The following is an 18,577-nucleotide window of genomic DNA, read 5'->3' on the forward strand; positions in this document are numbered from 1 at the left end:
ACAAAGGGTACAGATTAGAAAGGCTAGGATCTTTTTTATTGATAATATGGCGAAATCATTAAATACACGATAACACCTGAAAGGCTTACATATAACCAAATTGGCATCGTCCAACGTACAATCTTACGGTGACGAGTCAATTGATTTGTAAAACCATATACAAGTGCAAATAATGCAAGTGGTACAATAATTGCTGCAAGGAAAATATGCGTAATTAAAATAAAGAAGTACACATATTTAATAATCCCTTCCCCGCCGAAATGCGTCGCTGGTGCCAAATAATGATACGATAAATATGAAACACAAAATAGCAATGTTGTTGTAAATGCCGCAAGGATAAAACCTCGGTGCATCTTTACATTCTTTTTAATAATAGAAAATAATGCTGCCAATAAAAAAACAAATGTAAAACTGTTAAAAATTGCATTTAACATCGGCAATATTGTTACATCAAAATGTACTTCTCCCTTGTACCCAACAGGTCCAAAAAACAAAAATAAAATAATCGCATTGACGATCACAGAAAGCGTTATCACAATAGGAGCATAGCTCTTCTGATTATTTAATCGATCCGTCAAATTGTTCACTCCCTTTTCCTCTTCTACATATGTATAGTTAACCTCACTATTTTAACATATTATTCATAGTGCAAATGTGACAATACTTTGACACCGTCAAAGTAAACAAAGAAAAAAATCCTTCTTAATCATACTTCTTAAGAAGGATTTTATCGCTTTATTATTAAAATAGCAATTCGTTTAGTTTTTGTTAAAAAACATGTCACTATATGCTTGATAAATCTCTGATACTTGATATCCCATTAAAGAAATCGCTGTTAGCGAAAAGAAACCGATCATAAAAAAACGAAACCACATAGTATTTTCCTCCTTGTATTTAGCTTATAAACAATACGCTGCATTACAAGTCGGATCGCAATCTCCTTCTTCAGCTTCTCTTTTCTTAACGATAGCCGTTATAAATCGAATCATAAAAAATGTAATAAATGGAAATTCCGTCTGTTTTACATTGGTATAGCTGAGCACCGGCTCCCGTTCTAAATCGGACAGAGATGAAAAGGAATAGAACGTCCCTTGCTCTTCCATATATACAATTACGATTTTTAAACAAAATAAAATTCCAAGAAATGAAACAATATCTTGCCACTCTGTTGTATACAATACATTATAAAGATCCAATACGTACTCTTCCATTATCATCCCCCCTTCCTTTTTTACCATTTTCCTCGCCTGCATATAAAAAGTCAAGAAAAATGTTTTATATACACTGTGTCAATAGTGGTTACATGATTTCTACCCGTACTTCTTGTTCTTGTAATATTTGAACGACTAGCTCCAGCACCATTTTTTGCAACAATTGATACCTAACTGATTCGTTACTTTTCTCATTAGAACCTCTCACTATATATTCAATGCGCTGCACAACATAGCCTTCTACCAACAATTTCCCCTTTTCAATTGTTACTAAATGCTCTTTGGCTTTTAAAACCTTTCGAGTGAAAAATTTACTATCTGTCACAACAATCTCTTGTGATACTTCTTTAATCTCTACTTCTTCTTGGAATATCACTCTTTCTTCTAAACTAAATTCCGTTTTATACTTACCTATTTCAACTGGCAACCTCGTCGTTACATAGTTGCTGCTTTTCTTGTCGTTTTTCTGCTTTACATTCAAATTGTGTATAGGAACCCATACAGATTGCTCTAACTGATTTTTCCCGCTATATTTTATATAAGTCTCACTCAAAAATTCTAGAAAAACCCTCTTTTCAAAAAGTTTTGAAGAAATGAAACGACAATATGGCTGTTCGTTATAATGACGTACTGTAGCTAACAACTTTGTGTCTAACTCACGAAATGTTTCATTCACTTCGTTTTGAAACGCAAATACTTCTTCATTCGTGTTACCCAAAATAGGCGGGTTTACAAAATCAGTCACTTCAGCGATTGTGGAAAAAGGGATTCTAACTATCATAAAGCGTGTTATCTTTCCTACTTTTATTTCAGGAGGTGAATTACCTTCTTCCTCGATCTCTGAAGGTGACTTTTCCTCTACCCCATCCAAGGATAAATTTTCTTCTACCTCCATCTCTGAAGATGAACTTTCCTCTCCCCCATCCAAGGATAAATTTCCTTCTACCTCCATCTCTGAAGGTGAACATTCCTTCATCTCATGCTCTAAGGACAGATTTTCTTCTACCTTCATCTCTGAAGGTGAACATTCCTTCACCCCATGCTCTAAGGAGAGATTTCCTTCTATTTCCATCTCTTTAATCCTTTTATGCTCAGAAAAAATTTTATCTATCATTTCATTTCCAATCCATGGCTTATTCATCGTCAATCACTTCCTAACTGATGAATTGAAAGACACATGTATTTTATGAAACCCATAATCGTGTCAACATTATATATGTTTTATAACAATAAAAAAGACATCATCTTTCGTATGAAAGATGATGTCTTTCTATTAAGAAACTTCTACTTGTTGAACTTGTAACACTTTCAAAGTAAGATCTAATACGATTTTTTCACGAATTTCAAAAAACTCCTCATTTAAAGGTGTAGGGCATGGTGAAAAATCTAGTTCATAGAAATCTGCACGTATTAATTCACAATACGGTTGTTCATTATAGAAAGTAGTATTTTCAAAGAAAAACTTGTCCAAACGAGGTAAATCACCGTTTTTCGGATTAATGAATTGTGATCTGCTTGCTGCGCCAGCAGCAAAAAGTGGAAGAGTTAGGAAATCATCTTCAGTTAAGTCAACAAAACCATGGAAGTGGACATTTGCAGTTGTAAAGCGAACTTCTCCATTACAGTCATCAGTAGCATATTCGATATTTTTACGAATATAGCCTTCTACAAATAATTTTGCTCGTGTTACTTCACGGTATCCTGTTTCATTAAAATCTTCGAACGCAACAGGTACAAGTTTACATTGTGTTAAAAATACATCTTTTAGCACTCGTTTAATCTCTACTGCTCCATCTTCAAGTTCAATATTTGCTTCTACGACAATTTGAATTACTCGCTCTGCCAAAACAACTGGGACTTTCACCCGTGCACTTTGTCTAACAATAGCTGGTGCATCTGCATCGTTCAGTTGAGTTTGAGTTTTTGCTGGCACCTGACATGGTACATTAATTGGACATTGTTCACTCATATTTTACATTCTCCTTTTTATAACATTTTTTGAGTTTTAAAAACTCGTTATGCTATAACTTATGTAAGTTTTCTATTAATGGTGTAGGTTTGTATAATAGTCAGTTTTATTATTTTTGCGAGAAAATAGACTGCTTATAGTTATTTACATATTAAATGAAAAAATTATATATCTATCATTTTTTCATTTAATATGCTAGTTTCCATTCGACCTATTTACCATGAATTGACAAAATTATTCAAATTATGTAACATGAATTTATCGACATGATATGCAATGCATATACTTTTTATTGATATTTTATTGTTGATAAAAGATTCTACAGAGCTACTCTAAGTAATTTTTACTTTTACTTACCAAGATGAGGATCATTTTTGGTATTTTTGTGTTCATTCCGAAAAAAGCCTCATCTTCATGTTCTGAGAACAGAAAATGCTTAATCGAGGGATTTTTCTCGTTCCCCCGAATTTATCAATTTAACCATTAATGAGACAGAAAAATTCATTAATGGAAATGGAGTAATGTATCAAAATATGGAGGGGTTATTTATGTCTGTCTATGCACCACAAGAAATTGCTGAATTGGCCGCGAGTTCAGGTCAAAAAAAAGCGCTTTTACCACTACTATCTATGTTGATTTTAGGTTTTTTTGGCGGCGCTTTCATCGCACTAGGTTATTTACTTGATATTCACGTCATTGGAACAATGCCCAAATCCTGGGGATCCTTTACTAGTTTTCTAGGAGCCGCTGTTTTCCCAATTGGCCTCATTCTAGTTATTCTTGCTGGTGGTGAACTAGTGACCGGTAATATGATGACCGTATCAATCGCGTGGTTTTCAAAAAAAATCGCTTTCTCTAAAGTATTAAAAAATTTACTAATTGTTACAATAAGTAATTTTATTGGTGCTGTATTTGTAGCTTATTTTTTTGGCCACATCGTTGGACTAACAGAAGGACAATTTTTAGCAAAAACTTTATCTATCGCTCAAGCAAAACTACATGATACGCCATTGCAAGCATTTGTTTCTGCTATCGGTTGTAACTGGCTTGTTTGCCTAGCCGTTTGGCTCAGTATGGGTAGCAAAGAATTTGCAGGAAAAGTGATTGGTATTTGGTTTCCTGTTATGACTTTCGTTGCAATTGGCTTCCAACACGTTGTTGCAAACATGTTTGTCATTCCAGCTGCTATCTTTGCGGGGCATCTAACTTGGATGGAATACTTACCAAACTTCATTGTGGTCTTCTTTGGAAACTTAGTCGGCGGTATGCTATTTGTAGCACTTCCTTACTTCTTGGCTTATAAGAACCGAGAGCAGTCAACGAACAAAACAACTGAATTAAAGAAGAAAACTGTAACGGCTTAACAAAAGAATTTAAAAGAAAACTTACAGTACACTTGTTCTCTTCTCTTTTATACGTTATAATAACAACTTAAATAGCATTATTTACATATGAGGTGAAGATATGAATAAAACAGAATTAATTAAAAATGTAGCACAAACAGCTGAAATTTCTCAAAAAGAAGCTACTGTAGTTGTACAGTCTGTAGTAGACTCAATCACAAATACGTTAGCTGCTGGTGAAAAAGTACAACTTATCGGATTCGGTACATTCGAAGTTCGTGAAAGAGCTGCTCGTACAGGCCGCAACCCACAAACAGGTGAAGAAATGCAAATCGCAGCTTCAAAAGTACCTGCATTTAAAGCTGGTAAAGAATTAAAAGAAGCAGTAAAATAATAAAAAGAAGCAGTAAAATAATAAAAAACCTTCTCTTATGAGAAGGTTTTTTCAATATGTCAAAAAACAAGCCAGTTAAACTACTAGCTTGTTTCATTACGCTTTTGAGAATCGCTCAAATACAGTCATTAACTCTTCGATTGCTTCATCTCCATTACCATTTTTAATAGCACCTGAAACACAATGATTCGTATGGTTTTTCAGTACACCCATACCTACCTTTTTCATCGCTGCATTAATCGCCGAAATTTGTACTAAAATATCCACACAATAACGATCATTTTCAATCATATTTTGAATACCACGAACTTGCCCTTCAATTCTCTTTAATCTATTTATAATTTGTTCTTTTTCCTTTTGTGATCTATGCGTATGCGTAGCACCTGCTTCATTTTCATTATGATTCATTTTATCACCTTCTTAAAGTTTATCTTTATCCGTATAAACATCATGTCTCCACGAGTATAACAATTATAGCATTAAATATCCACAGGAGGATACCCCATATAAGTATCAACTAATAATCTTCCTCCTCTTTGTTCATTGCTTTTATCCCGCATTAACGGATAGTGCGCCCACTGATTACAGTTTCCATTTATCAGTTTTCGCAAATACAGCTAAAAAGGCTATGAAGAGAAATTCCCCAAAGCCTTTTTGTTACTATAATCAGCATACAACCATTTCATCATGTTTAATTTTAAGAGTTTCAATAACTAATACTGCTATATGACAAATTAGATTTCAAATAGAACGAAACTATTATCAACAGATTTTTATTACTCACAAATAGTAGCATGTAATGATAAAAAAAGAATGTACCCCTCTCATAAATTACCTTAAAGGGATACATTCTAAACAAGAAAAGTTTTTATTTACATTCTTTCAAATCAAAACATCTCTTTTCGTTATGAAAATAATATATCTTTACTATATTGATTTCCAATCAATAAATCATATTGAATTAATTGATACTGTTTTAACATTTCTTTTTGCTCTGCATTTAAGTCTATCTTTTTTCCATCCCGATTCACTTTTAAATCATCTTTCATCACGGGAATTTCTTCTTGAAGTCGAGATAAAAACTGATAAAACGGCGATTTTTCCATTCCTATATAATCAAATACCATATTTGAAAAATAAATCGGACTCATCATTCCTAAGTCATCATTTTGCAATGGGAAATTAGCATAAACTAATAATGGAGTTTCTGACATTGCTAACCTTTCCTCGACCGTTTCCTCTGTATTTATATACCCCGCCTCTTTATAAATCGATTTATTTACTCCTAATGCTGGGAGATGGTCGCCAAAGAACACCAGCAAAGTTGGTTCGGATAAAGTATTTATCTCTTCAATTAAATATTGAAGAGCTTCATCTGAACGTCTTACGCCTTCTGTATATTCTTCTAATTCTGCTTTCGATGCTTCATTTAACCCTTCAATCTTTGTTCTTGTCTCTTCACCGTACTTTCCTGTAGAAAACGGAAAATGATTTTGCATAGTCACAGCATGAACAAAAGTAGGTTTCTTTTCAGCTTTTAACTCATCCATAATTTCCTTACTCATAGATAAATCGCTAATATACTCTTTTCCATCTGTTTCCGTATGCTTCATCGTATCCTCTGCATTAAATTTATCAAATCCTAATATATTATATACATACTCACGCTTGAAAAAACTCCGGTCAAATGCATGAATTGCTGTCGCATAATACCCATTCCTCTTCAGTTCACTAACGATAGATGGTACTTCCTTTTTTTTCGGAATCGCTTGCTGATATGGAATAGATCCTGGATTTAAAAAGCTCATAGAATAACTTGTTAACGCTTCAAATTCAGTATTTGCAGTATTACCACCGAATGTTGGCGAAATTGTTTGTCCTCCTGGCCACTCAGCTACATAGTGGTGAAGATTTGGCAAAGGATCTTCACTAAAAGTAAGATTTGTTAATTTCGTTGGATCCCATAGCGCTTCACTCATTACAAAAATCACATTCGGCTTTTTCTCTTGTTTCTCACTTACAACATTTTGCTTATAATTATTCTTTATATCATTTGCGATTTTGACAACGTTTTCTTTTGTATATCCTTCAGGCTCTTTAGCAACAGAGGTATCTAAATTACTTATAAACCCTAAAATGGAACCATTTTCATTATAGTTGCTCCCTTGATCCCACACAATAAAGTTTACACCCCATTTTTGAAACCATTTCCCTACTACATTATCAGCATAGTTCGCATAAACATAGATAACAAACAGAGAACTGATACTTACAATCAACCTTACTCCTATGTGAATTTTTATAGGTTTAATATGCTTACGAAGATACATGATAAGTACAATCCCAAGTATTATTCCTAATATTATTATCCATATAGCCTTTGTATTAATAGTTTCCATAACCATTGGTATTACAGATTGTAAATGAGCAATTTGGGTAAGATCAGATGGATAAAATGGATCTCCTCTGAAGAAAATTTTCAAATAATTAACTATAGCAAATACAAGAAACAAAATACTTGTAAAAACACTGCTAAAAAATAAACTACCACTCAAAGCGTACGTCAAAATATATATGACATAAATGAGTAGAAAACTAAATATAAAATGTGCAACATGTCCATATAACCAATCGATGGTCTTGAATATATCTAATTCATTTTGCATATACATAAGAAGAACACTCATAGTATGTGCCAATGTGAATAGTATAGCAAATGCATAAATTACCGATTTCACATTCTGTCTTTCACCTAGTCCTTTGTGAGAAATCATTACATAGATTGTCCCAATCCACAAAAGAATGTAACTAATACTTAAAGGTAGCTTTTGATTCATAAAAACCTTAGCTTCATCTAAGCTAAATGTCTTTAAAAATAAAAAAAGACAAACGATTGATAGCAGTGCAATCATACCGCTCACCACAAATTTTACCACTATATTTCTCTCTGGCTTACGTAACAATTGTATTCTTTCCAATGTTCCCTCTCCTCTCAGATGCGAATACACAGTATATGTATTGTACTACATATTCCCGTCACTTTAAAATTCTCGCTAACTATTACTTAAAAACTAGATGCTAAATTGTCATATCATTCTTTCAGCTGAAAACATAAAGAAAACTTTAATTAGCGGAAATAGACGCTCTATTTCATCAAACAAAAAACCCTATAGAGGAGACCATTTCAATTGTCTTCTCTATAGGGTTCATTTTATTTTCCAAATCCCTTTCTAGCCTTTTCTAACATCCATCATGTAACAAACCTTAGCGCTCTACCCAAAACTGTTGGTACTACCGATGCATGATTTTCTTCCTCAGCTTCATAAAATGCAAATCGAAATTTATTATGGTGCAAATTTAGTAACCGCTCTGATAATGTATTTGCATCTCGAACCATATGCTCTCTTTCTAATGCTCCCACTGTCAGAAAGACCCCCACTTCAGAACTCGATCTGCCCAATTCATTTATAAGCTCTGCTTCATTTTCAAGAACAGACTGGTTATTCCACCAAATAGATGGGCTACTGATAAAATAATTTTGAAAGGCATTTATATGTGTAAACAATACATGTAAAGCAAATAATCCACCAAGTGAATGTCCAAATATTGTTTGCTTTTCTCTATCAATCTCAAAATTCTGTTCGATTTGCGGCTTCAATTCCTCTTCAATAAACGCTAAAAACTCACTTGCTCCTCCTGATTTAGGCCATGGTTTCCCATCCGGTTTCGGCGGCGCATCTACCGAAGGCGAAGAAGGAGTAAAATCGTAGCATCTTTCAGAAGCCGCAAAAGTTCCTTCGATTGGATAACCAATGCCAACAATAATTGATGGTGCAACCCCAGTTTTTTCTGCCCTCACGGATTGAATCTTAATAGCTTCTTGAAACGTTTGAAAAAAAGCATTTCCATCCAATACATAAATTACAGGATAGCCCCGATCTGGCGCAGGTTGTTTTGGCTGTGAAATATAAATTCGATATTCTCGATTCCCTTTTTTCGAATATATCTTCCATTGCTCCGCACCAGAAATGGTAACATCTGTTTTTTCCATACTAAAATTCATATATCGTTCTCCCTCCTTTTATTATTTTAACTCGTTACATAGATTTCAGTATTCTCTTCTCGCAATACACTATCGTAACCAAAACATACAGGGGCACCATTATATGGATCTATCATGACCCGCGCATCAATATGAAATACATCTTTTAACACTTCATTTGTAATAATGTCTACCGGACTTCCTGTTGTAACGATTTTCCCTTCTTTCATTGCAATAATCTCATCTGAAAATCGTGCCGCATGATTAATATCATGTAAAACCATAATAACTGTACAATTATGATCCCTGTTTAATCGTTCAACGATTTGCAATACTTCTAATTGATGAGACATATCAAGGTATGTAGTTGGCTCATCTAATAATAGAATTTCCGTTTTTTGCGCTAAAGCCATTGCTAGCCATACTTTTTGTCTTTGTCCACCTGATAAATTTCCGATTTGACGCGTACGAAAAGCAGATGTTTTTGTAATATCCATCGCCCATTCAATGATTTCTTTATCTTGAGATGATATTTTATTTACATTGTTACGATGTGGATATCGCCCGTAAGAAATTAGCTCTTCCACCTTCAGTTCTCCTGGAGCAATTGGATTTTGCGGAAGTAATGCTAGCTGCTTCGCAATCTGTTTTGTAGGAATTGTATGTAAGTCCTGTCCTTGCAAATATACTTTTCCATTTTTTTGTTTTAAAATTCGGCCCATTGTTTTTAACAAGGTAGATTTCCCGCATCCATTCGGTCCAATAATTGTCGTTACTTTTCCTTCTTGTATTTCTACATTTAAATCACGAAACACTGTCAATTTCTCGTATCTTGTTTCTAAATTCTTTGCACTTAGGACATTCACTTTCTATCACTCCTTTTACGCCTTCGCTTTATATAACAAATAAAGGAAGTATGGTACACCAACAATGGAAATTACAATCCCAACAGGTAATTCAGCTGGTGCAAAAATAGTTTTTGCAATAAAGTCCGAAGCAATTACTAGTAGCATGCCAATTGCTCCACATACAGGAATGACATGATTATGATGAATACCCACCAAACGTTTCGCAATATGTGGTGCCATAAGCCCAATAAATCCAATGCTTCCTGAAACAGAAACACAAGCACTCACTAACCCAATACTACTTAATAATAAAATCGATTTTTCTCTTTCTACCGAAACTCCTAAACTCGTTATACTTGATTCCTCTAATTGAAATAAGTCTAGTAAATACGCCTTCCTTTTAATAATGGGAACTAAAATAATAATCCAAGGTAGCATTGCAATAATATACTTCCAGTTTGCATTATATATACTTCCCGAAACCCATACGGCAGCCATTTCAAAGTCAGTTGCTTTCATTTTCAATGATAAATACATGGAAAATGCTCCGAATCCTGAACCTATTGCAATCCCTGTTAACAAAAGACGTTGTGAATCTAATTTTCCATTTCGCCACGAAAACATATAAATTAATATAGCAGCGCCTAATCCGCCGGCTAGACCAAATAATGGCATCATCATGATAGAAATCCAATCTGTGCTTTTTATTTGTCCTTGAAAGAAAAACATAAAGATGACAACTGCAGTTCCCGCTCCTGCATTAATCCCTAAAATACCAGGATCAGCTAATCCGTTTCTTGTAACCCCTTGAATAACAGCACCAGCAATTCCAAGTCCTAATCCTACTAATCCTGCGATTATGATTCTCGGAAGCCTAAAATCAAATATAACTAAATCGTGTTCAGGTACAGGATCAATTCGAAATAGCGTTCGAAATACATCTGTAATCGTCATATCAAATGTACCATTCGTTAAACTAATATAAATTGCGCTCAAAATTAATAGTATGATAATCCCCATCGTTATTACATAACGCGACAGTGAGCCTCTAAGCATGCTTTTCTCCTCCTCTTGTTCTAATTAAGTAAAGGAAGAAAGGAATTCCAATTAATGATGTAACGACCCCTATTGGTGTTTCAAATGGATAGTTTACAAATCTACTTAACACATCACATAAAGCTAGAAAGATTCCACCAATTACACCCGCACAAGGTACAATCCATTTATAATCAACCCCTATTAAAAAGCGAGTAATATGAGGAATAATGAGTCCTACAAAACCAATTTTCCCAACTAAAGCGACCGCAGTTCCTGTTAAAAACACAACAGACAAAATCGCAATAGCCTTTACAAGCTTTGTACGCTGTCCTAAATTAATAGAAACTTCTTCTCCTAACGATAGGATCGTAATAGATTTTGAGACAAGAAGTGCCAGAATAACGCCCACTAAACCAAAAGGAATCGCTAACTTAAGTATATTAGGATCTACTTGATGTAACTTCGCGTTATACCAAAAACTAATGTTTTGAGAAACTTGAAAATAAGATGCAATTGCAGCTGAAATACTGCTTAAAAATGTACCTATAACCGTTCCAATAATCGCTAACCTAACAGGTGATAATCCATTGCGGAGTAATGAACCAAAACCAAAAACAATTCCAGCGCCTAATGCTGACCCTATCATAGAGCATAGAATCATATTTACTGAAGACATTCCTGGCAGAAACACCATACAAATTGTAATCATAAAAGCTGAGCCATCTGTCACACCCATAATAGAAGGGGATGCAAGATAGTTTCTTGTCATCCCCTGCATAAGTGCTCCTGATATGGCTAGAAATGCTCCTACTAAAAGAGCCGCAACTACCCTTGGTAAACGAGAAGTAATAATAATATTATGATCTACATTGCTTGAATCGAAATGAAATAGTGCATTCCAAGTTGTTTCAAAATCGATATTTTTCGCCCCATATAAAATAGATAACATAACTGTAAGTAAAATAAATATGGGTGCCAAACATAAAATGATCATTGGTACTGAATTTATTTTCCGCATATCATTCAACGCACCTTACTTATTTAGATAAATTTTTCACCGCTTCTTTTAAGAAAGCTGTTTTACTCCAAGCAGTGCCACCTTGCGCCATAGGATCAACAGAGTTTACAAATACGTTTTTATCCTTTACAGCATTCATACTTTGCCAAATTGGATTACTTTCTAATTCTTCTAACGCTTTTGGTTTATCTTTATTTTCACTTGCTTCAAATTGCAAGAAGATATAGTCTGGATTGCTTTCAGCTAATTTTTCTAACGAGATTGCTTCTTGTGCTTTTACAGCTTTAATTTCTTCCGGAACCGTTAATCCTAAATCTTTATAGATAACAGGATTGAAGTATACGCCTTCTGGATACAGATACAAGCTACCCGCTCTCAGTCTCACTACAAGAACTTTTTTATCCTTTAACTTATCTCCAATCTTTTCTTTAGCTTTTTCTGCATCCGTTTTATAATCCTTAATAATTTTTTCTGCTTTATCTTTTTTACCAGATAGCTCTCCCATTAACTTCAAGTTCTCTTCCCAATTTGTAGAAATATGTGATACCGGGAACGTTGGAGCTACCTTCGCGAATTTTTCAGCCGTTTCTGGTGGGAATTTTGAACTAGATGTAATTACATCTGGTTTTAATTGAAGTAACGTTTCAAAATCAGGTTGCATTTTCTCACCAACAGATTTTGCCCCTTCCAAATCTTTCGCTAAATAATCAGGCAATTTCCCACCTACTGTAATAGCTCCTACTGGTTTAATACCAAGCACCGCTGCATCTTCCATAGATTCTAAGCTAGCAGTTACAATATTATTTACTTTTGCAGGCACTGTATATTCTTTACCTAAGTATGTAATCTTTTGTTTCTCATCTTTCTTCGTTTCAGTTGCTTTCGTTTGCTGTTTTTGTTCTCCTGAACTTTTATCTGCGCTGTTACATGCTGCAAGGCCTACGCTTAATACTGTAACCATTCCTAATGTGAATAATTTCTTGTTCATACTTATAAATACTCCTCTCTAAATTAACAACCTTTAAATATATTATTTTAATAAAATCCTCTTTCTGTTTATGTATCCACTTACAATACATCTATTTAAAATTAAAACTCATTTACTTCACTTCCCCTGATACTAAATTATCTTCCACCACCAAACGATAATCATTATCATTGATAATGATTATCGTTATTAAGTATATAGCTATAAATAAATTATTTCAAGAATGATTTGAAAAATTTTAACAAAATAAAAAAGTCGTATCTATCTTGAGAATAGATACGACTTTTTATTTTTTCTAAAGTTCCATATTCAATTCTACAGGACAATGATCCGATCCCATTACTTCACTATTGATTTTCGCATCGACAATTTTATCCTTTAATCTTTCAGAGACAATGAAATAATCCAGGCGCCAACCAATATTTTTCGCTCTTGCATTCATACGATATGACCACCATGAATAAGCACCTTCTCTATCAGGATATAAATAGCGGTATGTATCAATAAACCCCTCATCCAAAATCTGGGTGAATCTTTTTCTTTCTTGATCTGAAAATCCTGGATTTTTCCGATTTGTTTTCGGATTTTTCAAATCAATTTCTTTATGTGCCACATTTAAATCCCCGCAAAAAATAACGGGTTTCTTTTTATCTAATTTCGTAATATACGATAAAAAATCTTCTTCCCACTTCATGCGATAATCTAAACGTTCTAAGCCTCTTTTCGCATTTGGCGTATAAAGTGTTAGCATATAAAAATCTTCAAATTCTAATGTAATGAGTCTTCCTTCTTGATCATGTTCTTCAATTCCTAAACCATATGTAACAGAAAGCGGTTCTTTTTTTGTCAAAATAGCAGTACCTGAATACCCCTTTTTCACAGCATAGTTCCAGTACACGTAATACCCCTCAGGATTTAAATCAACTTGTCCACTCTGTAATTTAATTTCTTGCAAACAAAAAATATCCGTATCCGTTTCTTCTAAGTATTCTATAAAACCACCCTTTGCAATAACTGCTCGTAAACCATTTACATTCCACGAAATAAATTTCACTTTATGTTCCTCCTCTTGATGTTATAACATTCCTACTCGCCTCATATTTCCATTTTCTGCTTACATGCTAACATAAAATAAAAAGACTATCATTTTTCACCTTTGTATTCTTGCTCTTACATTCATAACTACGTACATACTTACTTGTTTCAAGGTATACTAATTTCGGAGGTGATTTCATGCAAAATGAGAGATTACAATTCGAAATAAGTGTAAATCATTTGACAGATGAACGCTGGCAAGCGATTATACACAACGATTCTTCTTATGATGATAAATTTTTTTACGCCGTAAAGACGACAGGTATTTTTTGCCGCCCATCATGTAAATCTAGAACCCCTAACAAAGACAATGTACGAATTTTTCTCAATACAAAACAAGCACTATCCGAAAATTTCCGTCCTTGTAAACGTTGCAAGCCAAATGGATTAAAGTTACCTAATGAAGATTGGGTAACTCAAATTATAGATTACATCGATACAAATTATCACGAACCATTAACCCTTGAAATACTTGCAGATATGTGTCATGGCAGCCCCTATCATTTACAGCGCACTTTTAAACAAATGAAAGGCATTACTCCGTTAGCGTATATACAACAATTAAGGATTTCCAAAGCTATGCAGTACCTTATAAATACAAATCAAACAATTATAGAAATAGGTTTTGCTGTAGGTATCCCCAATACTGCACATTTTGCAACATTATTTAAAAAGAAAACGGGGTATACCCCTACTGAATTTCGAAACATAAATCATATAAACGAGGTAATATAACATGGCACCTAAAACAAACCAAATTATATATTGGACGCTATTTATTCATGAAAATTGGCATATGTATATTGCTGCAACATCAACTGGATTATGCTTTATAGGATCTCAAAAAGAGAATTTTGAAGAATTAATAACTTGGGCAAAAAAGCGTCTTTCAAACCATACTTTAATTGAAAATCCATTAAAGCTACAGCCCTATGTTCAGGAACTAGTAGAATACCTAAACAAACAACGGGAAGTATTTACATGTCCCATTGATGTTCACGGAACACCTTTCCAGTTAGCTGTCTGGAATGCATTACGTGAAATTCCTTATGGAAAAACCTATTCCTACTCGGATATTGCAGCGCTCATTGAAAAACCAAAATCAGTACGTGCTGTCGGTACCGCAATTGGAGCCAATCCTTTATTAATTACAATCCCTTGTCATCGTGTGATCGGAAAAAATGGGAAACTATCTGGTTTTAGAGGGGGGTTAGCAATGAAAAAAGAATTGTTAACATTAGAAAAAATAATACTGTAGGTGGTTGAAAATGAATAATACTGCAATTTCTCTTGAATGGGATGCTCCATATTTTATAGGTAACAAAGCAATGAAAAACTATTGCTTCCCTTGGTGTGAACAAAAGCATTCCACAGAAAGCAATATAAAATTTCAGTCTAGAAAAGAGGCAGAGCAGACTGGTTACCACCCCTGTAAATATTGTTGTCCTATTCTTCCCAATAGAGCATGGAAAGATGAAAATAAAAGTATAACAGTAATTGCTCCGAAAGAATTTAGCTTTAAACAAAATTTACACTATCTTTCACCTTCCAAAAATGAATGTATGTTTCACATTGAAAACAACAAAATTTATAGAGTCGTTCCGATTGAGGGGAAAAACCCGTTAATCGAGACAAGTGTAAATAATGAAGGGAATATCCATGTTCGTTTTTTAGGTGATGAGATGCCGCCTGAGAAATGGGTTCGCGCTGCAGTAGCGAGGTATGTAAGAGAATGGTTTGATTTAGATACGGATTTAACCCCATTTTATGATGTAGCAAAAAACGATGTACTTCTGTCTAAGCCAATCAACGAATATTACGGACTTCGTAATATGGGAATTCCTGATTTATTTGAGGCACTTTGCTGGGGTATTATTGGCCAACAAATTAATCTCACATTTGCCTATACATTAAAAAGACGCTTTGTTGAATCCTTTGGTGAACATATCGAATGGAATGGACAGAAATATTGGATATTTCCAGCACCAGAGGTTATCGCCAACCTATCTGTAGAAGATCTAACCGAATTAAAAATGACCATAAGAAAATGCGAATACCTTATTGGTGTCGCAAAACTGATAACACAAGGTGTCTTAAGTAAAGGCTTGTTCATAAACAGTGACCTAAAAAATGCTGAGAAAATATTAACCGACATACGTGGCATTGGACCATGGACAGCAAATTATGTTTTAATGCGTTGTCTAAGGTTCCCGTCTGCTTTTCCAATTGATGATGTCGGCCTACACAATGTGATTAAACTTTTAACAAAATCAGATCAAAAACCAACAAAAAAAGAAATAAGAAAGTATGCTTCAGCATGGAGAAATTGGGAATCCTATGCAACCTTTTATTTATGGCGAGTTCTGTATTAAAATCCGGGTAGTAATCAATAACTACCCGGATTTCTTCTTTATGCTTGCTCTTCAAATAATTGTACGATTTCTACAATAACCTGCACAGCCTTCTCCATATTATCTACAGAGACATATTCAAATTTACCGTGATAATTTTCCCCACCAGTAAAAATGTTAGGCGTCGGCAAGCCCATATATGATAATTGAGATCCATCAGTTCCCCCGCGAATCGGTTGAATATTCGGCTCAATATCTAGCTTTTTCATCGCTTCGTACGCAATATCAACAATTTCCCTAACCGGTTCAATTTTCTCGAGCATATTATAATATTGATCATTCATCTCAAGAATAATATTTTCCTCGCCATACTTTTCTTGCATCTGCTTCGTAATATGCGCAATTTTGTCTTTACGATTCTCAAAGTTTTCACGTTCAAAATCTCGAATAATGTAATGAGATTTACTTTGCTCTACATCACCATTTACAGAGATAAGATGATAGAACCCTTCATATCCCTCTGTATATTCCGGTGCCTCTTCTGCTGGTAACTGCGCATGAAACTCCATCGCTAACTTACTTGCACTTATCATTTTATTCTTTGCTGTTCCAGGATGCGTATTGTTTCCTTTAAAAGTCAATTTTGCACTTGCTGCATTGAAACTCTCATACTCTAATCCTCCAAGTGGACCTCCGTCCATTGTATAGGCAAAAGATGCTCCAAAAGCATTCACATCAAAGTGAGATGGCCCACGGCCGATTTCTTCATCAGGTGTAAATGCCACCCTAATCTTTCCGTGTTTAATTTGTGGGTTATGTAATAAATAATTCATAGCAGTCATAATTTCTGTAAGGCCCGCTTTATCATCTGCCCCAAGAAGCGTTGTTCCATCCGTTGTGATTAAAGTATGGCCTTTATATGATGGTAATTCTGGAAATTGCTCTGGCGTCAAAATAACATTCAATTCCTGATTTAATGTGATTGCCTTCCCATCAAAATTCTCATGAATTTGTGGTTTCACATTTTCCCCTGTAAAATCAGTTGCTGTATCTAAATGAGCTAAAAAACCAATTACAGGAACATCTTTATCTGTATTTGCAGGAAGGGTTGCCATAACATATCCATTTTCATCCATCGTTACTTCCGTTAAACCAATTTGTTTTAATTCTTCTACTAGTAATTTTCCAAACTCAATTTGCCCCGGTGTTGATGGTACTGTATGACTTTCTTCATTCGATTGTGTATCTATCTTCACATATCTTGTAAATCTTTCTATAAGCTCTTGTTTCAAAATATTCCACTCCTTTTTCATGAATCTCACTCTATTATAATCCTCTTGGTGAAATTTTGTGAACTCCCCCCACTTAACGACCTTACAGTCTGTTTGAAGTGGGGGCTTCACTATTTAGGTTGCTACGGACACTTATTCCCCTATCCTATTCCTTGTTTCTTTCTGAATCTTACTGCCCGTAAATAGCGGAATACATTCCGGGAATTTTCTTGTTACACTAAAGATCTTCTTTTCATCCACTGCGTTGCAACCCATTTTTCACCTTTAATAACAGGTGCACCGCCATGAAGTGTCAGTTCATTTAATGATTTATCATTATAAAAGTATTCAAAGTATACGGCTGAACCTTTTTTCGGAGCTATAGAAAGATTGAGTTTTGGAAAGAACGTCTCTCCGCCTTCTTCTACATCGTTTAAATACATCACAAGCGTACTAATACGATTGTTTTCTGCTGCTCTGCTATGTTCTGCAAAGTAATCATAGTGTGCCTTATATTCTTGTCCAGGGGTGTATTTTAAAATATGAAGACCTTCACCATGTTCGACAGGAATATTCATAATCGAAGACACTCGTTTTTCGATTATGGCAACGGTTTCATTCTCTTCTAAAAATGTACCGCTACTTGTTCGGATGTTGTCTACTTCACGAGAAGCGCCGATTTTCGAACGTTTCATTGAATCTTTCGACAATTCAATTAACGATTCACATTCTTCATCACTTAATACATTTTCTAAAACGACAATAAGAGGCTCTTCTACTCTTGAAATAATTTGTATTTCCCTGTCTTCTGTCACAATCGTATCCCCTATATGGTTAAAAATCGTTAGTTCTTTATTTTCATCTTGATTTTTCATTGTCATTTCCCCTATCTCCATTAAAAAATAATTAGATAGCATTAATATATCATATTTTCTTATCATTCACCCTTTAATAAAAATTACAATAATTAACATTCTAATATACTATAATGACTGAAAAAAAGAGATAT

The 18,577-nt window shown here is 34.4% G+C and carries 19 protein-coding genes; 5 read left to right on the forward strand and 14 right to left on the reverse strand.

The annotated features are described in order from the left end of the window. Window positions 1-35: 35 nt before the first annotated feature. The 4 genes from CN373_RS03480 to CN373_RS03500 all read right to left on the reverse strand — a co-directional run bounded on the left by CN373_RS03480 (window position 36) and on the right by CN373_RS03500 (window position 3,180). Window positions 36-578: a DUF420 domain-containing protein gene (locus tag CN373_RS03480; RefSeq protein WP_000132156.1), complete on the reverse strand. Its 543-nt coding sequence runs from the start codon at window positions 576-578 to the stop codon at window positions 36-38. Between the two features lie 321 nt (window positions 579-899). Beyond that, window positions 900-1,211 (reverse strand): hypothetical protein, encoded by a 312-nt coding sequence (locus tag CN373_RS03490; protein WP_000393469.1) that lies wholly within the window; start codon window positions 1,209-1,211, stop codon window positions 900-902. Between the two features lie 88 nt (window positions 1,212-1,299). Continuing rightward, entirely contained in the window at window positions 1,300-2,352 is a 1,053-nt protein-coding gene (locus CN373_RS03495) for a BC_2427 family protein (protein ID WP_098358843.1), read from the reverse strand. A gap of 132 nt (window positions 2,353-2,484) precedes the next feature. Beyond that, a complete protein-coding gene (locus CN373_RS03500) occupies window positions 2,485-3,180 on the reverse strand; it encodes a CsxC family protein (protein ID WP_001294997.1) in 696 nt (231 codons plus the stop codon). Window positions 3,181-3,728: 548 nt separating this feature from the next. Here CN373_RS03500 and CN373_RS03505 point away from each other — a divergent pair. Both CN373_RS03505 and CN373_RS03510 read left to right on the forward strand, forming a co-directional pair. Continuing rightward, window positions 3,729-4,544, forward strand: coding sequence for a formate/nitrite transporter family protein (locus tag CN373_RS03505; RefSeq protein WP_000118068.1), 816 nt, complete (start codon window positions 3,729-3,731; stop codon window positions 4,542-4,544). Window positions 4,545-4,644: 100 nt separating this feature from the next. After that, window positions 4,645-4,917, forward strand: a complete 273-nt coding sequence (locus CN373_RS03510; protein ID WP_001043910.1) for an HU family DNA-binding protein — start codon at window positions 4,645-4,647, stop codon at window positions 4,915-4,917. Between the two features lie 96 nt (window positions 4,918-5,013). On the opposite strand, the gene CN373_RS03515 is transcribed toward CN373_RS03510, so the two are convergent. The 8 genes from CN373_RS03515 to CN373_RS03550 all read right to left on the reverse strand — a co-directional run bounded on the left by CN373_RS03515 (window position 5,014) and on the right by CN373_RS03550 (window position 13,905). Then, window positions 5,014-5,325, reverse strand: a complete 312-nt coding sequence (locus CN373_RS03515; protein ID WP_001016279.1) for a metal-sensing transcriptional repressor — start codon at window positions 5,323-5,325, stop codon at window positions 5,014-5,016. 497 nt (window positions 5,326-5,822) lie between these two features. Continuing rightward, a complete protein-coding gene (locus tag CN373_RS03520) occupies window positions 5,823-7,829 on the reverse strand; it encodes an LTA synthase family protein (RefSeq protein ID WP_240519104.1) in 2,007 nt (668 codons plus the stop codon). Window positions 7,830-8,167: 338 nt separating this feature from the next. Beyond that, window positions 8,168-8,980, reverse strand: a complete 813-nt coding sequence (locus tag CN373_RS03525) for an alpha/beta hydrolase (RefSeq protein WP_001011718.1) — start codon at window positions 8,978-8,980, stop codon at window positions 8,168-8,170. Between the two features lie 26 nt (window positions 8,981-9,006). Then, the gene (locus CN373_RS03530; RefSeq protein ID WP_001101848.1) at window positions 9,007-9,825 is read right to left on the reverse strand and encodes an ABC transporter ATP-binding protein; all 819 of its coding nucleotides are present in this window, start codon (window positions 9,823-9,825) and stop codon (window positions 9,007-9,009) included. A gap of 15 nt (window positions 9,826-9,840) precedes the next feature. Continuing rightward, window positions 9,841-10,863, reverse strand: a complete 1,023-nt coding sequence (locus tag CN373_RS03535; protein WP_000943851.1) for a FecCD family ABC transporter permease — start codon at window positions 10,861-10,863, stop codon at window positions 9,841-9,843. Further along, window positions 10,856-11,863 (reverse strand): FecCD family ABC transporter permease, encoded by a 1,008-nt coding sequence (locus CN373_RS03540; protein WP_098358844.1) that lies wholly within the window; start codon window positions 11,861-11,863, stop codon window positions 10,856-10,858. The genes CN373_RS03535 and CN373_RS03540 overlap by 8 nt, the downstream gene beginning before the upstream one ends. A gap of 19 nt (window positions 11,864-11,882) precedes the next feature. After that, the gene (locus CN373_RS03545) at window positions 11,883-12,851 is read right to left on the reverse strand and encodes an iron-hydroxamate ABC transporter substrate-binding protein (RefSeq protein ID WP_001035492.1); all 969 of its coding nucleotides are present in this window, start codon (window positions 12,849-12,851) and stop codon (window positions 11,883-11,885) included. A gap of 295 nt (window positions 12,852-13,146) precedes the next feature. Beyond that, the gene (locus CN373_RS03550) at window positions 13,147-13,905 is read right to left on the reverse strand and encodes an exodeoxyribonuclease III (protein WP_098358845.1); all 759 of its coding nucleotides are present in this window, start codon (window positions 13,903-13,905) and stop codon (window positions 13,147-13,149) included. A 179-nt stretch (window positions 13,906-14,084) separates the two neighbouring features. Here CN373_RS03550 and CN373_RS03555 point away from each other — a divergent pair, with 179 nt between their 5' ends. Genes CN373_RS03555 through CN373_RS03565 form a run of 3 tightly spaced genes read left to right on the forward strand, consistent with a single transcriptional unit; the run spans window position 14,085 to window position 16,318 of the window. Continuing rightward, on the forward strand, window positions 14,085-14,681 hold the full coding sequence (locus tag CN373_RS03555; protein ID WP_098358846.1) for a bifunctional transcriptional activator/DNA repair enzyme AdaA: 597 nt from the start codon (window positions 14,085-14,087) through the stop codon (window positions 14,679-14,681). Between the two features lies 1 nt (window position 14,682). Further along, entirely contained in the window at window positions 14,683-15,204 is a 522-nt protein-coding gene (locus tag CN373_RS03560) for a methylated-DNA--[protein]-cysteine S-methyltransferase (RefSeq protein ID WP_000035335.1), read from the forward strand. Between the two features lie 10 nt (window positions 15,205-15,214). After that, window positions 15,215-16,318 (forward strand): Ada metal-binding domain-containing protein, encoded by a 1,104-nt coding sequence (locus CN373_RS03565; RefSeq protein WP_098358847.1) that lies wholly within the window; start codon window positions 15,215-15,217, stop codon window positions 16,316-16,318. Between the two features lie 38 nt (window positions 16,319-16,356). Here CN373_RS03565 and pepT read toward each other — a convergent pair whose 3' ends face one another. Then, the gene (gene pepT, locus CN373_RS03570) at window positions 16,357-17,589 is read right to left on the reverse strand and encodes a peptidase T (protein ID WP_098358957.1); all 1,233 of its coding nucleotides are present in this window, start codon (window positions 17,587-17,589) and stop codon (window positions 16,357-16,359) included. A 212-nt stretch (window positions 17,590-17,801) separates the two neighbouring features. Further along, on the reverse strand, window positions 17,802-18,449 hold the full coding sequence (locus tag CN373_RS03575) for a 2OG-Fe(II) oxygenase (RefSeq protein WP_033664202.1): 648 nt from the start codon (window positions 18,447-18,449) through the stop codon (window positions 17,802-17,804). Window positions 18,450-18,577: the final 128 nt, after the last annotated feature.

Origin of the sequence: Bacillus cereus, from assembly GCF_002561295.1 — a bacterium.
Taxonomy (GTDB): Bacteria; Bacillota; Bacilli; order Bacillales; family Bacillaceae_G; genus Bacillus_A; species Bacillus_A cereus_S.

Bases quoted from the DNA above. Each gene is read 5' to 3' on its own strand.
- CN373_RS03560 (WP_000035335.1), top strand. From the start codon at position 14,683: ATGGCACCTAAAACAAACCAAATTATATATTGGACGCTATTTATTCAT.
- CN373_RS03500 (WP_001294997.1), bottom strand. From the start codon at position 3,180: ATGAGTGAACAATGTCCAATTAATGTACCATGTCAGGTGCCAGCAAAA.
- CN373_RS03520 (WP_240519104.1), bottom strand. From the start codon at position 7,829: ATGATTGCACTGCTATCAATCGTTTGTCTTTTTTTATTTTTAAAGACA.
- CN373_RS03575 (WP_033664202.1), bottom strand. From the start codon at position 18,449: ATGACAATGAAAAATCAAGATGAAAATAAAGAACTAACGATTTTTAAC.
- CN373_RS03525 (WP_001011718.1), bottom strand. From the start codon at position 8,980: ATGAATTTTAGTATGGAAAAAACAGATGTTACCATTTCTGGTGCGGAG.
- CN373_RS03545 (WP_001035492.1), bottom strand. From the start codon at position 12,851: ATGAACAAGAAATTATTCACATTAGGAATGGTTACAGTATTAAGCGTA.
- CN373_RS03555 (WP_098358846.1), top strand. From the start codon at position 14,085: ATGCAAAATGAGAGATTACAATTCGAAATAAGTGTAAATCATTTGACA.
- CN373_RS03535 (WP_000943851.1), bottom strand. From the start codon at position 10,863: ATGCTTAGAGGCTCACTGTCGCGTTATGTAATAACGATGGGGATTATC.
- CN373_RS03540 (WP_098358844.1), bottom strand. From the start codon at position 11,863: ATGCGGAAAATAAATTCAGTACCAATGATCATTTTATGTTTGGCACCC.
- CN373_RS03490 (WP_000393469.1), bottom strand. From the start codon at position 1,211: ATGGAAGAGTACGTATTGGATCTTTATAATGTATTGTATACAACAGAG.
- CN373_RS03495 (WP_098358843.1), bottom strand. From the start codon at position 2,352: ATGAATAAGCCATGGATTGGAAATGAAATGATAGATAAAATTTTTTCT.
- CN373_RS03565 (WP_098358847.1), top strand. From the start codon at position 15,215: ATGAATAATACTGCAATTTCTCTTGAATGGGATGCTCCATATTTTATA.
- CN373_RS03515 (WP_001016279.1), bottom strand. From the start codon at position 5,325: ATGAATCATAATGAAAATGAAGCAGGTGCTACGCATACGCATAGATCA.
- CN373_RS03510 (WP_001043910.1), top strand. From the start codon at position 4,645: ATGAATAAAACAGAATTAATTAAAAATGTAGCACAAACAGCTGAAATT.
- CN373_RS03505 (WP_000118068.1), top strand. From the start codon at position 3,729: ATGTCTGTCTATGCACCACAAGAAATTGCTGAATTGGCCGCGAGTTCA.